This window comes from Streptomyces kronopolitis, from assembly GCF_014646275.1.
Classification (GTDB): domain Bacteria; phylum Actinomycetota; class Actinomycetes; order Streptomycetales; family Streptomycetaceae; genus Streptomyces; species Streptomyces kronopolitis.
The window spans coordinates 24,892-39,469 of the sequence record NZ_BMND01000010.1 but is presented as its reverse complement, the minus strand read 5'-3'; the positions used below and the strand labels follow the sequence as shown (position 1 = coordinate 39,469).

Genomic DNA, 14,578 nt, shown 5'->3' with positions numbered 1-14,578 from the left:
AGTCAGGCGCAACGTGCTCTAGCGTCACGTCCGACACGGGGCGGCCGTCTGTGCCAGGGGGCGACGGTTGCGCCGGAATGAGGGGACGACCAAGTGGGGGGCCATGGGGTTGTTCGAAGCTGCCGGACCACGGGTGATGGAGTCACCCGCCGGGACAGCCAAGTGGGATCGCGCGCCGGAACACGACAGGGGAGGCAGACACAGGCCGACCGAACGACGGCTCTTACCGGTCGCCTTGGTGGTGGACGCCGTCGGCGTGCTGCTGCCGGTGGCCGCGCTGTGTGTCACGACGCGGCAGCCGCATCCATTGCTCACGGCGGCGCTGGCCGGAATGTCGTGGCTGGCGGTAGGGGCATCGAAGAATCGTTACTCCCGAGATGAACTCGGTGCGGGTGCCGTGCTGCCCGTCTTCCGGGACTGGCTGACCATGCTGGGCGTGCTGGCCGTTGCCTGCGTCGGCGCCCGGATCGATTTCTCCGTCGAGATCTGTGTACTGGCGCTGCTGCCCTGTCTCGCGCTGGGTGTGGCCCGGCGCAAGCTCGCGCACCGCTATCTGCTGGCCATCCGGCGCCGCGCGCAGGCGCTGCGGCGGGTGCTGATCGTCGGCGAGGCGGGCGCGGTCGATGTGGTGCTCGCGGAGCTGGCGCACCGCACCGACCACGAGTATGTCGTCGTCGGCAGCTGTCTCGTCGGGGACGAGGCCATCGATTCGGCGCTGCCGGTGTGCGACCGGCTCGCGTCCGACGGTGAGGCGCCCGAGGGGGCGCTGGACGGGGAGCGGGTGCTCGCCTGTGCCGCCGAACTCGGCGCCGATCTCGTCTTCGTGGCACCGGGCCGGCAGATGTCGGCGGCGCGGGTGCGGCGGCTGGCCTGGGCGCTGCACGACGGGGGCCGGAATCTGGCCATACTTCCGGGCCTGATCGATGTCTCACAGCACCGTGTCCGGCTCGCGAAGGCGGCGGGCCTGACGTTGATGCACATCGACCCGGCGGCGCGGCGCGGCATACCGGTGCTGCTGAAGCAGGCCACCGACCGGCTGGGGGCGCTGCTGCTGCTCACGCTGCTCGCCCCGGTCTTCGCCGTGGTGGCCGCCGCCATACGGTGCACCACCGCGGGCCCGGTGTTCTACTGGCAGATCCGCGTCGGCCGGGATCTGCGGTCGTTCCGGATGTGGAAGTTCCGCACCATGGTGGTCACCGCCGACCGGATGCGGGCCGCGCTGGAACAGGCCAACGAGCACGACGGGGCGATGTTCAAGATGCGGCGGGATCCGCGGGTGACGCCGGTGGGCCGACTGCTGCGCCGCTTCTCGCTGGACGAACTGCCGCAGCTCTTCAACGTCCTGGCGGGACACATGTCCCTGGTCGGGCCGCGGCCGCCGCTGCCCGAGGAGGTCGAGCGGTACGACGGGACCGAGATCCGCCGGCTCTCGGTCAAGCCGGGGCTGACCGGTCTGTGGCAGGTCAGCGGGCGGTCCGACCTCTCCTGGGACGAGACCGTCGCGCTGGATCTGAGCTATGTGGACAACTGGTCCTACTCCCGCGACATAGGGGTGCTGATGCGGACCGTGCGGGCCGTCGTGGACGGGCGTGGTGCGTACTAGTGGTGCGTACCAGCCGCCGTGGTCCGTGGTGTGCGGCCGGTGCCCCGCCGAGGGGCGGGCGCCGGACGCACACCACGGGCCGGCTTCGCTCACGCCGGGGCCGGCTCCGCCTGCCAGGCCTCGTAGGTCCGGGCGATGCCCTCGGCGAGCGGGATGGTAGGGGCCCAGCCCAGCGCGCGCATCCGGCTGATGTCGAGCAACTTGCGCGGGGTGCCGTCGGGGCGGGACGGGTCGAAGGCGATGCGTCCCTCGTAGCCCACCGCGGCGGCGACGCAGGAGGCGAGGTCGGCGATGGTCAGGTCCTCGCCGCAGCCGACGTTGACCGTGTCGTCCCCGTCATAGTGGCGCAGCAGCACCTCGCAGGCCGCGGCCAGATCGTCGACGTGCAGGAACTCGCGCAGCGGCGTTCCGGTGCCCCAGAGGGTGAGTTCGGGCAGGCCCTGCTGCTTGGCCTCGTGGAAGCGGCGGATGAGCGCCGGCAGCACATGCGAGGTCTCCAGGTCGAAATTGTCGCCGGGGCCGTAGAGGTTCGTCGGCATGGCGGAGATGAAAGAGGCACCGTATTGGCGTCGGTAGGACCGGATCTGCACCAGGCCGGCGATCTTGGCTATCGCGTACGCCTCGTTGGTGGGCTCCAACGGCCCGCTCAGCAGGGCGTCTTCGGTGATGGGCTGGGCGGCGTGCTTGGGGTAGATGCAGCTCGATCCGAGGAACAGCAGGCGGCGCACCCCGGCGTGGTGGGCACCGGCGATGACGCTGAGCTGGATGCTGAGATTGTCCTCCAGGAACTGTACGGGGTAGGTGCTGTTGGCCATGATTCCGCCGACCTTGGCGGCCGCCAGCACGACCGCGTCGGGCCGGGCCGCGCGCAGCCAGGCGGCGGTGGCGTCGGCGTCACGCAGGTCGAGTTCCGCACGGGTGCGGGTGAGCACCTCGTAACCCCGGTCCGCGAAGCGCCGGGCCACGGCGGAACCGACCAGGCCTCGGTGGCCCGCGACGAAGACACGGGCAGGTGTGGGCAGCAAGTCATCCATGGGGCGGATTGTCGCAGTCAATCCGCGTCGCCCACCGGCCATTTCCGGAAATATCTGGCTCTTATTGATCTCGACGCCCGGCCCCGGTGCCGGTAGCGTCCACGCCCCGCGGTCCGCCGACGCGTGGAAATCCATCGTTCGATCCCGATGCACATCACTTCTCGTGGGGGGAAGCCATGCCGAAAACCGCGGTCATCACAGGAATCACCGGTCAAGACGGTTCGTATCTGGCCGAATTGCTGCTGAGCAAGGGCTACGAAGTGCACGGGCTGATGAGACGCTCCTCCAGCTTCAACACCGAGCGCATCGACCACATCTACCAGGACCCGCACACGCCGGACCGCCGGCTGCTGCTGCACCACGTCGACCTGTCGGACGGGGTGGCGCTGGTGAACCTGCTGCGCGACGTGCAGCCCGACGAGGTCTACAACCTGGGCGCCCAGTCCCACGTCCGGGTCTCCTTCGACGCCCCGCTGTACACCGGCGACGTGACGGGCCTGGGCGCCCTGCGGCTGCTGGAGGCGATCCGCGCCAGCGGGGTGCGCACCCGGCTCTACCAGGCCTCGTCCTCGGAGATGTTCGGCGCGACCCCGCCGCCGCAGAACGAGGCGACGCCGTTCCACCCGCGCAGCCCGTACGGCTGCGCCAAGGTCATGGCCTACTGGTCGACCGTCAACTACCGTGAGGCGTATGGCCTGTTCGGTGTCAACGGCATCCTGTTCAACCATGAGAGCCCGCGACGGGGCGAGACCTTCGTCACCCGCAAGATCACTCGCGCGGTGGCCCGGATACAGGCGGGTCTCCAGGAGCACCTCTACCTGGGCAACCTCGACGCCGTCCGCGACTGGGGCTACGCACCGGAGTACGTCGAGGCCATGTGGCTGATGCTCCAGCAGGACGAGCCCGATGACTACGTGGTCGCCACCGGTGTGGCCGCGACCGTCCGCGACTTCTTGAAGGCCGCGTTCGAGACGGTGGGACTGGACTGGGAGCGCAGTGTGCGCTTCGACCCGAAGTACGAGCGGCCCTCCGAGGTGGACGCGCTGATCGGCGACGCGTCCAAGGCGAAGAGCAAGCTGGACTGGTCGGCGAAGGTGCAGTACGACGAACTCGCCCGGATCATGGTCGAGTCGGATGTGCGCCAGCTCCAGGACGAGCTGTCCGGGCACCGGGTGCGGGTGGACCGATGACCGCCACCTCCACCTCCACCTCGACCACCGCCACCGCCCGCCGGCTGCGCGGCTTCAGCGGCTCAGGCTATGACAAGGGCCGCGGGGTGCTGACCCAGGCGGCCTGGTTCGCCGTGCTCAATCTGGTGTTCATGAAGTGGTGGTTCCCGCCGCGGCTGCGGCCCCCGCTGCTGCGTGCCTTCGGCGCCCGGGTCGGTCAGCGGGTGCTGATCCGGCACCGGGTACGGGTGCAGTGGCCGTGGAAGCTGACCATCGGCGACGACGTCTGGGTGGGTGAGGACGCCTGGCTGATCAATCTGGAGCCGATCCGCATCGCCGACGACGTCTGCGTCTCGCAGGGCGCCGTCCTGTGCACCGGAAGCCATCAACGCCGCTCCCCCACCTTCGAGTTCGACAACGCGCCGATCAGTGTGGAGGAGGGCGCCTGGGTGGCCGCCCGTGCCGTGGTCCTGCGCGGCGTCACGGTCGGCAAGGGCGCGGTGGTCGGCGCCGGAGTGGTCGCCCACCGCGATGTGCCGGCCGGGGCCGTGCACACCACCGGGGGTGCCGGATGAGGGTCACCCATGTCGTGACCCTGGTCAGCGACGACGGGTCGTACGGCGGGCCGGTGAGCGTGGCCACCGGGCAGCTGGGCGAACTCGCCTCCCGGGGGCACGAGGTGGAGCTGCTGTCCCTGTGGCGGGGCCGGGGCGCGCCCCCACGCGCGGTGGACGGGGTGCCGCTGCGCGCCCGGCCCGCCCGCACCCTGGTACCGGGACAGGGCTTCCTGGGCCTGTTCCACCCGGGGCTGCTGCCGCTGCTCTGGCGCCGGACGGGTCGCGCCGACGCGCTCCATCTGCATGCCGGGCGCGATCTGGTCACCCTCGCCGCGCTCGTGGTGGCCGTGCTGCGCCGCCGCCCCTTCGTGGTGCAGACCCACGGCATGGTCCAACCCCGCGGCTCGGCCGTGGCCCGGCTCTTCGACCGGGTCTACGTCCCGCTGCTGCGCCGGGCGGTCGCGGCGCTGGTGCTCACCGACGAGGAGGAGGCCGGGCTGCGGCAGGTGCTGGGCCCGGGCGGGCCGCGGCTGGTCCGGCTGCCCAACGGGGTGCGGGTCCGGCCGGCCGCTGCGGACGAGGAGCGGGGCGCGGCGGACGTGCTGTTCCTGGCCCGGTTGCAGGCCCGCAAGCGTCCCGAGGCCTTCGTGCGGATGGCTGCGCTGGTGCATCGCAAACGGCCCGAGGTGTCCTTCACCCTGCACGGCTCGGACGAGGGGCGGCTCGCGGAGGTCCGCCGGCTGATCGCCGCGGAGGAGCTCGGTGAGGTGGTGACGTACGGCGGTGCGCTCGCGCACGACGAGGCGGTGCGGCGGACCGCACGGGCCACGGTGTACGTCCTGCCCAGCGTCGAGGAGCCGTTCCCGATGAGCGTGCTGGAGTCGCTGGCGGTGGACACCCCGGTGGTCTGCACGGACCGCTGCGGGATCTCGGCGGCGCTCCGGGAGCGCGGGGCCGCGCTGGTGACCGACGGTTCGCCGGAGGAGCTGGCGGACGCGGTGCTGCGGCTGCTGGAGGACGCCCCGCTGCGCGAGCGCGTCACCCGCGCGGGGCGCGAGGCCGTCGAGGAGGAGTTCTCGCTCCCGGCGGTCGGCGACCGGCTGGAGGAGTGGTACACGCTGCTCGCCCGGCCGGGAGCCGGATGACATGGGGCGGCGGGGGCCGGGCCCCCGCCGCCCGCGGTTACCGGCCGGCCCTCGCGCGCCGCAGCAGCGCGGTGATCCGCTCCAGGCCGGCCCGGCTGCTCAGCCGCTCCTCGACGTACTGCGGACCGCGGGCGCCCAGCCGCGACGCCCCCTCGGGGTCGGCGGCGAGCGCCCGGACCTCCGTCAGCAGGGCCTTGGGGTCCTCCGGCGCGACCAGCACGCCGGCGCCCGCGCGCAGCACCTCCTGGGCGGTGCCCCCCTCGGCGGCCACGGAGGCGATCACCGGCCGCCCGGTCATGAAGTACGAGGTCAGTTTGGACGGCAGACTCATGTCGAGCACGGAGGCCTTCTGGGTCACCGCGAGCACATCCGCGGCGGCGAGCACCTCGGGGAACTCCTCGGCGCCGGCCGGCGACAGGAAGGTCAGCGCGGAGCAACCCGCGGCGAGCGCTTGCAGGTGGGCACGCTGATTGCCGTCACCCATCAGCACGAAGCGGACCGGTGCCGCTTCCTGGTCGGCGAGCATGGCGGCCTCGACGAGCACCTCCAGGCCCTGCTTGAGCCCCATGTTCCCGGCGTGCAGCACCACCGTCTCGTCCGCCTGCCACCCCAGTCGTGCCCGGGTCTTCGCCCGGTCGCCGCTGGGCCCCTTCACATGCGTCCAGTTGGGCACCACATGCACCCGCTCACGCGGCACACCCATCGCCGTGACCCGGTCCACGAACGACTCGTGCACCACCCCGACGACCTCGGCGCCGCGCAGGATCCGCGCCTCCAGCGCCCCGGCCGCGGCGGCTGCCCGGCCCCCGCCGCGGATTCCGCTCTGCTCGGCGGCGGCGCCCATGAGATCCTGCACGACCACGACGTGCGGTACCCCGGCCCGCCGGGCCAGCCGGCCGCCCAGCACTCCCCCGGCCAGGCTCGGCATCTGACTGAGCACCACATCGGGCCGGATGCGCGGCGGTCCCACGAGGCCGTGCGCGAGGATCCCGGCCTCGAACAGCGCCCGGCGCACGGCGGTCTGACGCGACGGCACCGGATGGCGTCTACGGTGCACGGTCACCCCGCCGCGCCGCTCCCGCAGCCGCCACCGGCCGCGGTACTCCTCCGCCACTCGCCAGGCCGGGTAGTGCGGCATGCCCGCGAGTACATGGGTGTCCGCTCCGGACGCGGCCAGATGCTCGGCGATCTGCGTCGAGTACGGCCCTATGCCGGTGTGTTCGGGTGCGTAGTTGGTCGAGACCACGAGCACACACCGGCCTGCGAACGAGTCTTCCACGACTGGCCCCCCTCTGGATGTGCCGTCATCGTAGGAGGCCGCCGGGGGCCGCGGGCTGTGAATTGGGTTGCGATTGTGTCCCGAAGGCGACCTTGTTTCCCGAAGTCCCTTAGATTGTGGCTGGTGGTGGGGAGTTGGGGGGAGGTGGGCCGATGATGCCCGGGAAGTGGGGTGCCGCGCGACCGGTGCGCGGGCTCGCCGCGCTCGGCTGCTGGGCGCTGCTGCTGGTGGTGCTGCTTCCGGTGCTGATCCTGCAGTCGACGGACGCCCGGTTCGGCGCCGCGACCGCCGTGCAGTGCGTGGTGGTGGTGCATACGGGTGCGGCGCTGGCACGGGTGCTGACGGACGTCCGCGCCCGGCTGATCGCGTTCGGCTTCTGGCTGTTCTCGTACGTGTGGCTGGGGCTGGCACCGCTGGCCATGCTCGCGACGGACGCCTATCCGCGGGGGTTCATGGTCGACGCGCACACCGCGTTCCTGACCACCCTCGTGGTGGAGGCGGGACTGCTCGCCTACAGCGCCGGATCCGCGGTGGCGATGTGGCGGTCCTCGCGCACCTCCACGGTCCTCGAACCGCTCCTCGCCCGGCGCCTGTCGCCGGCGCGGGTGCTGCTGCTGTGCGGTCTGGCGCTGCTGCTGGCCGTCGTGCTGATCCCCGGCCAGGGCGGGCTGTCGGCGTTCTTCCTCAGCCGGCAGGCGGCCAACGAGGCGGCGGCCGCGGCGGAGCCGGCCGGCACGGCGGACCGGGCCATGGCCGCCTGGCTGCTGTCGGTGCCGGCGTTCTGGGCGCTGGTGGCGCTGGTGCACGTCCCCCGGTTCACCGCCGGCGACCGGACGCTGCGCGGGTTACGGTGGCTGCTGCTGCCCCTGCTGGTCGCGGTGAACGTCACCGTCAACAACCCCATCAGCCAGCCGCGTTTCTGGGCCGGGACGGTGCTGCTGGCACTGGTCTTCAGCGCGTCCTGGCTGCGCGGGCCGCGGGCGTTCCGGATCGGGGCGGCGGGTGTGGCGGCCGTGGTGCTGGTGGTCTTCCCGTACAGCGACTACTTCCGCTACGACAAGCGGGAGCCGGTCAAGGTGGTCTCGCTCGCCGAGCAGTTCACCTCCAACGGCGACTACGACGCCTTCCAGCAGGTCGAGACGGGTGTGGACTACGTCCGCACGCACGGCTTCACCCCGACGGCGGCGCTCGGTCCGCCGCTCTTCTTCGTGCCGCGTGCCGCCTGGCCCGGCAAGCCCGACGACGCGGGCATCCTGCTCGCCCGGCACGCGGGCTACACCTTCACCAATCTGTCCGCGCCGCTGTGGGTCGAGACGTACATGTGGGCGGGCTTCCCGTCGGTCATCGCCGTCTTCGGTCTGATCGGCGCGGTGGGACGGCGCGTCGACTACCTCCGGCACCGGCTGCGGCACCGCCGGGGCACCCTCGCGGCGCTGGTGGTACCGGCGTTCGGCTTCTACCAACTGGTGCTGCTGCGCGGCAGTCTCATGGCCATCGTGGGTCCGCTGGCGCTGCTGGTGTGCATCCCACTTCTGATCACTCGTAAGGCGGGACGGCGGGCCCTGCCGCCGTCCGCGGCACCGACCGCGAGCGCACCGGAGCCCCGGCCCCGTCGCGAAGCCTTGTCGCTACCCACAGGAGGAGCACGTACGTGAGCGTCTTCGACGAGCCCGCGGAGGAGCCGGACCAGATCCGTGACCAGCTGCGCCAGCTCTTCCGGTACCGCGCCTTGCTGGTGCTCGGGCTGCTCCTGGGCATGCTCGGCGGCGCCGCCGTGTCCGTGCTCGGCGGCTCGACGTACACGGCCACCGGCGAGGTCGTGGTGCATGCGATCAGCACCGCGCCCTTCGAAGCCGGGGGTGTCTCGGCGGACAAGCAGATCAGCATGGGCACCGAGCGGCAGATCGCGCAGAGCGCCTCGGTCGCGGCCGGTGCGGCGAAGTCCCTGCGGATCAGCACCGATCCGGCCAAGCTCCAGCGGGATCTGCGGGTGAGCAATCCGCCCGAGACCCAGACCCTGCTGTTCGAGTACAGCGCGGACTCGGCGGACCGGGCGTCCGACCTCGTCAACGCCTTCGTGCAGGCGTATCTCGACTACCGCCAGGACGCCGCGACGAAGCGGATCGACAAGACCGTCAGCAAGCTCGGCGACGAGCTGAAGCCCCTCCAGGACCAGCGCAAGGTCCTGGACCGGCGGATCGCGAACGCCGGTGGCGGCGCGGGCCGGGCCACCGACGAGTCCGAGCGCAGCAATCTGGTGTCGGAGATACAGGATCTGCAGGGGCGGATCTCCAGTCTGAAGTCCCTGGACACCACGCCCGGTGACATCGTCCGCAAGGGCGATCCGCCGGCCTTCCCGTCGAGCCCCGGGCTGGCGATGATGCTGCTGACCGGTGCGGTGGTCGGTCTGGTGCTGGGCATCCTGGCGGCCTGGGTGCGCTCGGTGCTGGAGCCGCGGGTGCGGTCGGTGGCGGATGTGCAGGACAATCTGCGGGCTCCGGTGCTGGGCATCCTGCCGCGCCGGCAGGGCGGCACCGGGGTGCTGGAGGTCGGCCGGGCGGGCCGCGGCAACCGTGCGGAGGCCTATCGCACCATCGCCTTCCGGCTAGCGCACGACCAGCGCTTCGCCGGGCGGGGCAGCCTGCTGGTCGTCGCGCCCCGGGAGCACTCCGACGCCGTGTCGGTCGCGGTCAACCTGGCCGGTGCGTTCGCCGAGATCGGCAGCGACATCCTGCTGGTCGAGGCCGATCTGCGCACCCCCGGGCTCGCCCGGCAGCTGCCGGTGCATCCCGGTCACGGCCGTCCGGTGCCGGGCGGCTGGGCGAACGGCGAGCGGCTCGCGGTGGACGCGGGCGTCGACGGGCGCTTCGACCTGCTGCCCGGCCGCGAGGTGCCCAACCCGGCCCGGGCGCTGTCTTCCGCGGAGTTCGCCCGGCTGCTGAACGCGCCGTCGGGTCCGGATGAGCACGTCGTGGTCGTCACCGGTCCGCTGCTCGCGCACGCGGACGGGCTGGCCGTCGCCAAGCAGGCGGCCGGTGTGGTGGTGGTCTGCGACCTCAACGAGGTCCGCCGCGACGATCTGGACCGGGTGTGGGAGCTGATCACCGGGGCCGGCGGCCACATCCTGGGTGCCGTCCTGGACAAGGGCAGCGGGCCGACGCTGCGCCGCCTCTCCGACGGCGGACCGACCCACCGCAAGCGCGGCCGCGGCCGCCCTCGGGCCGCCGCGGTGACCCCGCCGCAGCCGCAGCCCGGCACGGCGCCCCGCACCGGCCCGGCACCGGTCGCCGCCTCGCCCCTCGACGCCGACACCACCACGCTCCGCAGGTGACGGCCATCGGCCCGGCGGGCCCGGCCGGCCCGTCGGCGCCCCCGGCCCCCGGACGGTCCGCGGCGACCGGGGGCGGTGTCGCCGGCACGGCCCGCGGCAGCGTGTTCGGCCTGGCCGGCTCGGCCGCGAACGCCCTGTTCGGGTTCGTCCTGGTGGCCGTCGTCACGCACGGGCTGGGGGCCCGCGGCGCCGGCGCCGTCTTCACCGGCGTCGCCGCCTTCACCATCCTGAGCAACGCGCTGAAGCTGGGTGCCGACACCGCCCTGGTCCGCTTCGTCTCCCGGGACCTGGAACTCAGCGGGGGCGCCGGGGTGCCGGCCCTGCTGCGGACCGCGGTCCTGCCGACGCTGCTGGCGAGCACCGCGGGGGCGGCGGTGCTGTGGTGCTCCCCCGGCCTGGCCGGCTGGCTGCTGCCCGACCTGGCCACCGGTCAGGCCATTGCGGTGCTGCGGCTGTTCGCGGTCTTCCTGCCGGTGACGACGGTGGCGCTGGTGCTGCTCGGGGCCACCCGGGGGTACGGCTCGGTGGTGCCGTTCGTGGGCGTGGAGCAGATCGGCAAACCGGCGCTGCGGGTGCTGCTCGCGGTGCCGCTGGTCCTGCTCGCGCCGGGCGTGGCCGGGCTGTCCGCGGCCTGGCTCGCGCCCGGGGTACTGGGGGCGGTGGCGGCCTGGGTGTCGCTGCGCCGGTCCCTTCGCCGGCATCCCGGGAGCGGCCAACCAGCGTCACAGTCGCGGGAGTTCTGGTCCTTCGCCGGGCCGCGGGCGGTGTCCTCGGTCTTCGACATCACCGCGGTGTGGATCGGTGTGATCCTGCTGTCGGTGCTGGGCAGCGGCACCGAGGCCGGCATCTACACGGCGATCGGGCGGCTGGTCACGGCCGGGACGCTGCTCCAGCTGGCGATCCGACTGGCGGTCGCGCCGCAGATCAGCCGCCTGCTGGCGGGGGGTGAGGAGCCGGACGCCCATCGGCTGCACCGGCTGTCGACCCGCTGGATCGCGCTCTTTTCCTGGCCGGTGTTCGTGGTCCTGGCGGCGTTCCCGGGGACCGTGCTGTCGCTGTTCGGCCCGGGGTTCGCCGGCGGCGGCTCGGCGGGGCTGCTGACGGTGGCGGTGGCGTGCCTGGTCAACGTGGGCGTCGGCAACGCGCAGACGGTCCTGCTGATGGCCGGGCGAAGTGTCTGGAATCTGGTGGTCGCCGGCGCCGCGTTCGTGGTCCAACTCGGCAGCGGAGTATGGCTGGTGCCGCGGTACGGGGTGCTGGGGGCGGCGGTGTCCTGGGGGCTGGCGATCGTGGTGGACAACGGTGCCTCGGCGCTGCTGGCCCGCTACCGGCTGGGCTTTCGCACCGTCGACCGGGGGTACGTCCACGCCGCGGTCATCGCCGCCGGAACGGTCGCGCTCCCGGTGTTCGCCCTCCGGGCACTTTACGGGGACACCGTTCCCGCTGCTGTCTTGGGAATTGTTTTAGCCATTGGGGCTTTCGGCACGGCCGTCTGGCGCTATCGTTTGCCGCTGGGGGTAGGGGAGTTCTTCGGAGCGCTGCGCAAGCGCGGTTCGGGAAACTCGCGATGAACACCGGGACCATTTCCGCACAGAACGCGACTGGTTCCCGCTCCCTATCCTGACAATTCCACTCGCGCCATGCTTCCAGGGGGGACCTGTGCGCCAAAGAAACAAATCTGTCCATCTCTTGCTGGCCGCCGCGGTGCTGGGCACCGCGTCGGCGGCACTCGCTGCCGGTCCCGCTCAGGCCAACGGCGAAACCACTCTGACCGCGGATCCGCTGAGCACCTGGCAGACCGACGGCATCGTGTGGTCCATGGCCTATGCCAAGGGCATCGTCTACGTGGGCGGCACCTTCAGCCACATCCGGCCGCCGGGCGCCGCTCCCGGCGCCGCCGGTGAGCTGGCCCGCACCAACTTCGCGGCGTTCGACGCCAAGACGGGTGCCCCGCTGCCGTGCGCTCCGGCGTTCACCGGCGGGACGGGCACGATCCGGGCCATGAAGGCCTCGCCCGACGGCTCGAAGATCTACATCGGCGGCTCGTTCGGCAAGGCCGGACCGGTGGGCCGGTCCAACACGGCCTCGCTCAACACCGCCGACTGCACCATCGGTGCGGACTGGAAGCCGACGGTCAGCTCGACCGTGCGGGCCATCGACGTCACCGACGACTCCGTCTACATCGGCGGCGGGTTCGGCACGGTCCAGGGGCAGACCCGCGAGCGGGTCGCCGCGCTGCGGCCGGACGGCACCCTGCTGCCGTTCAAGGCGACGATCCGCGGGTCCTCGGTCTCCAACGACCCGACTCCGGCGGTCAACGCCCTGACGGTCGCGCCCAAGCTCAACAAGGTCATCATCGGCGGCCGATTCACCTCGGTGAACGGCAGCCTGTTCACCGTGCACGCGCTGGCCGGTCTGGACGCGACCACCGGCAAGGTGGTCGACTCCTTCGCCGGCTGGATCCCCAGCCGCTCCGCGGTCAAGGCGCTCGCCAACGACGGCACCAACTTCTATCTGGGCGCCGAGGGCACCGGCGGCGGGGTCTTCGACGGCCGGGCCGCCGGCCGGCTCTCGGACGGCGCGCAGCTCTGGAAGGACACCTGCCTGGGAGCCACCCAGACCGTGCTGCCGTACAAGGGCGTCCTCTACAGCGGCTCGCACGCGCACGACTGCTCCAGCACCCCGGGCGGATTCACCGACATCAACAACCGCCAGCACTTCCTGGCGCAGTCGATCTCGGACAAGACGATCCTGCCGTGGTTCCCGGACACCAACGACGGGATCGGCGAGCAGATCGGCCCGCGGACGATGGCCATGGCGGACGGCATCCTGTGGGCGGGCGGCGAGTTCACCACCGTCAACGACACCCCGCAGCAGGGCCTGACCCGGTTCGCGGCCGGTCCGGACACCGGAGCGCCGCAGGTGCCGCTGCTGAGCGGCGCGAGCGGGTCCCGGGGCAAGGTCACCTTGAACTGGAAGGCCTCGTGGGACCGCGACAACGGGGTGCTGACCTACAAGATCTACCGTGACGGTGACTATCTGACCTCGGTCAGCGGGGACTCGCGGTACTGGAACCGGCCCGCGATGAGCTACACGGACACCGTGGACCCGGGTTCCGAGCACCGTTACTCGATCGAGGTCACCGACGGCACCAACGTGTCGGGACGCAATGGGCCGGTCTATGTGACGGCCAGGAACTGACCGTATACCGAGTGGGGGGTATATGACGCACCGAGTAGGTTACGCGCCCGGGGTCTACGACCTTTTCCACGTCGGGCACCTGAACATTCTCCGGCACGCCAAAAGCCAGTGCGACTATCTGGTGGCGGGCGTGGTCTCGGACGAAATGGCGGCCCAGGCCAAGGGAAAGTCACCGGTGGTGCCGCTCACCGAGCGGCTGGAGATCGTACGCAGTGTCCGGTTCGTGGACGCGGCGTTCGTCGAGACGGTGCCCGACAAATTGGAGACCTGGCAGCAGGTGCGGTTCGACGTCATTTTCAAGGGCGACGACTGGCGCGGGACGGCCAAGGGCGACAAGCTCGAACGGGACTTCGCGACGGTCGGGGTCGATGTGATCTATTTCCCCTACACCGTGCACACGTCGAGTTCCTTGCTGCGCAAGGTGCTTGACGGGCTCGCGGACTCGGCGTGAGCTGACGCGCCGGCCTGGCATCTCGTCCAGGCCGGCGCCTCGGCTCGCCCGGGGGCTTACGCCGCGCCGTCAGCGGGCCAGGGCGGACAGTTCGCGATACCACTTGACCAGGAACGCGACCATGAAGAGCACATGGGCGGCGAGCAGCACGCCGTACAGCGCCAGGAACACGTCCCGGCTGCCGAACAGCAGGAACACCGCGCAGAAGACCCCGTAGTCGACGGGCAGCAGGGCGACGGAGCGCAGGGTGGAGGCGGGTGCCGCGGGTGCCGGGCCGTCCACGTCGTTCCGCAGTCGCGCGGCGCGCTTGAGCTGTTCGGTGAGAATGCCGCCGAAGAAGACCATCACCGCGGTGAACTGGAACGCGATGGGAAGGAACAGATACCGAGGATCGGAGAATCCGAAGCGGTAGAAGGAGAGCAGCACGGCCATGTGGAGGGCGAGCATCTTGGCGCAGTCGACCACATGGTCCAGCCACTCCCCCGCGGCACTTCCCGTTCCGGTGAGCCGGGCGAGCTGCCCGTCGGCGGAATCGAGCGCGAATCCGACGACCAGCGCCGCGAAGATGCCGAGGGCCGCGGCCGGCGAGGGACGCAGCACCGCAATCATGACCACCCCGGCGAAGGTGAAAGCCCCGCTGATCAGGGTGATCTGATTTGGCGTCAGTTTCATCCCGTAACCCGCGGCGGCCAGTACCCGGCCGGCCGGGCGGTTCACATAGCGCGAGTACAGGGACACCCCCTTCGCGGATTTCTGGGCCGCCGACAGCTGTCTGATCGCATATCCGAACTGGCTCATATTCCCCACC

At 71.6% G+C, this 14,578-nt stretch carries 12 protein-coding genes; 9 read left to right on the top strand and 3 right to left on the bottom strand.

Annotated elements, in window-relative coordinates; all coding sequences use genetic code 11:
• The first annotated feature begins 136 nt into the window (after positions 1 to 136).
• On the top strand, positions 137 to 1,603 hold the full coding sequence (locus IEY78_RS13820) for a sugar transferase (protein ID WP_372509115.1): 1,467 nt from the start codon (positions 137 to 139) through the stop codon (positions 1,601 to 1,603).
• Between the two features lie 89 nt (positions 1,604 to 1,692).
• Here the strand turns inward: IEY78_RS13820 and IEY78_RS13815 are convergent, their stop codons facing one another.
• Positions 1,693 to 2,637: a GDP-L-fucose synthase family protein gene (locus tag IEY78_RS13815; RefSeq protein WP_189097999.1), complete on the bottom strand. Its 945-nt coding sequence runs from the start codon at positions 2,635 to 2,637 to the stop codon at positions 1,693 to 1,695.
• A gap of 176 nt (positions 2,638 to 2,813) precedes the next feature.
• Between IEY78_RS13815 and gmd the strand changes: the two genes are divergently transcribed.
• Genes gmd through IEY78_RS13800 form a run of 3 tightly spaced genes read left to right on the top strand, consistent with a single transcriptional unit; the run spans position 2,814 to position 5,508 of the window.
• Entirely contained in the window at positions 2,814 to 3,827 is a 1,014-nt protein-coding gene (gene gmd, locus IEY78_RS13810) for a GDP-mannose 4,6-dehydratase (RefSeq protein ID WP_189097997.1), read from the top strand.
• Positions 3,824 to 4,381 carry a DapH/DapD/GlmU-related protein gene (locus tag IEY78_RS13805; protein ID WP_189097995.1) on the top strand — a complete coding sequence of 186 codons (558 nt, stop codon included), beginning with the start codon at positions 3,824 to 3,826 and terminating at the stop codon, positions 4,379 to 4,381. The genes gmd and IEY78_RS13805 overlap by 4 nt, the downstream gene beginning before the upstream one ends.
• Positions 4,378 to 5,508, top strand: a complete 1,131-nt coding sequence (locus tag IEY78_RS13800; protein WP_229699930.1) for a glycosyltransferase — start codon at positions 4,378 to 4,380, stop codon at positions 5,506 to 5,508. The genes IEY78_RS13805 and IEY78_RS13800 overlap by 4 nt, the downstream gene beginning before the upstream one ends.
• Before the next feature lie 37 nt (positions 5,509 to 5,545).
• Here IEY78_RS13800 and IEY78_RS13795 read toward each other — a convergent pair whose 3' ends face one another.
• Positions 5,546 to 6,754 carry a glycosyltransferase family 4 protein gene (locus IEY78_RS13795; RefSeq protein ID WP_189098172.1) on the bottom strand — a complete coding sequence of 403 codons (1,209 nt, stop codon included), beginning with the start codon at positions 6,752 to 6,754 and terminating at the stop codon, positions 5,546 to 5,548.
• A gap of 185 nt (positions 6,755 to 6,939) precedes the next feature.
• On the opposite strand from IEY78_RS13795, the gene IEY78_RS13790 reads away from it, so the two are divergent.
• The 5 genes from IEY78_RS13790 to IEY78_RS13770 all read left to right on the top strand — a co-directional run bounded on the left by IEY78_RS13790 (position 6,940) and on the right by IEY78_RS13770 (position 13,770).
• Positions 6,940 to 8,442, top strand: coding sequence for a hypothetical protein (locus IEY78_RS13790; RefSeq protein WP_189097993.1), 1,503 nt, complete (start codon positions 6,940 to 6,942; stop codon positions 8,440 to 8,442).
• Complete coding sequence (locus IEY78_RS13785) at positions 8,439 to 10,118, top strand: tyrosine-protein kinase domain-containing protein (RefSeq protein ID WP_189097992.1); 1,680 nt, start codon at positions 8,439 to 8,441, stop codon at positions 10,116 to 10,118. The genes IEY78_RS13790 and IEY78_RS13785 overlap by 4 nt, the downstream gene beginning before the upstream one ends.
• On the top strand, positions 10,115 to 11,689 hold the full coding sequence (locus IEY78_RS13780) for an oligosaccharide flippase family protein (RefSeq protein ID WP_189097991.1): 1,575 nt from the start codon (positions 10,115 to 10,117) through the stop codon (positions 11,687 to 11,689). The genes IEY78_RS13785 and IEY78_RS13780 overlap by 4 nt, the downstream gene beginning before the upstream one ends.
• A gap of 88 nt (positions 11,690 to 11,777) precedes the next feature.
• The gene (locus tag IEY78_RS13775) at positions 11,778 to 13,319 is read left to right on the top strand and encodes a fibronectin type III domain-containing protein (RefSeq protein WP_229699929.1); all 1,542 of its coding nucleotides are present in this window, start codon (positions 11,778 to 11,780) and stop codon (positions 13,317 to 13,319) included.
• Positions 13,320 to 13,341: 22 nt separating this feature from the next.
• Positions 13,342 to 13,770, top strand: a complete 429-nt coding sequence (locus IEY78_RS13770) for an FAD synthase family protein (RefSeq protein ID WP_189097990.1) — start codon at positions 13,342 to 13,344, stop codon at positions 13,768 to 13,770.
• A gap of 69 nt (positions 13,771 to 13,839) precedes the next feature.
• On the opposite strand, the gene IEY78_RS13765 is transcribed toward IEY78_RS13770, so the two are convergent.
• Positions 13,840 to 14,568: a CDP-alcohol phosphatidyltransferase family protein gene (locus tag IEY78_RS13765; RefSeq protein WP_189097989.1), complete on the bottom strand. Its 729-nt coding sequence runs from the start codon at positions 14,566 to 14,568 to the stop codon at positions 13,840 to 13,842.
• Positions 14,569 to 14,578 lie beyond the last annotated feature (10 nt).

Excerpts from the sequence above, each read along its gene's own strand:
- IEY78_RS13800 (WP_229699930.1), top strand. The coding sequence starts at position 4,378 with ATGAGGGTCACCCATGTCGTGACCCTGGTCAGCGACGACGGGTCGTAC.
- IEY78_RS13820 (WP_372509115.1), top strand. The coding sequence starts at position 137 with ATGGAGTCACCCGCCGGGACAGCCAAGTGGGATCGCGCGCCGGAACAC.
- IEY78_RS13765 (WP_189097989.1), bottom strand. The coding sequence starts at position 14,568 with ATGAGCCAGTTCGGATATGCGATCAGACAGCTGTCGGCGGCCCAGAAA.
- IEY78_RS13770 (WP_189097990.1), top strand. The coding sequence starts at position 13,342 with ATGACGCACCGAGTAGGTTACGCGCCCGGGGTCTACGACCTTTTCCAC.
- IEY78_RS13815 (WP_189097999.1), bottom strand. The coding sequence starts at position 2,637 with ATGGATGACTTGCTGCCCACACCTGCCCGTGTCTTCGTCGCGGGCCAC.
- IEY78_RS13790 (WP_189097993.1), top strand. The coding sequence starts at position 6,940 with ATGATGCCCGGGAAGTGGGGTGCCGCGCGACCGGTGCGCGGGCTCGCC.
- gmd (WP_189097997.1), top strand. The coding sequence starts at position 2,814 with ATGCCGAAAACCGCGGTCATCACAGGAATCACCGGTCAAGACGGTTCG.
- IEY78_RS13805 (WP_189097995.1), top strand. The coding sequence starts at position 3,824 with ATGACCGCCACCTCCACCTCCACCTCGACCACCGCCACCGCCCGCCGG.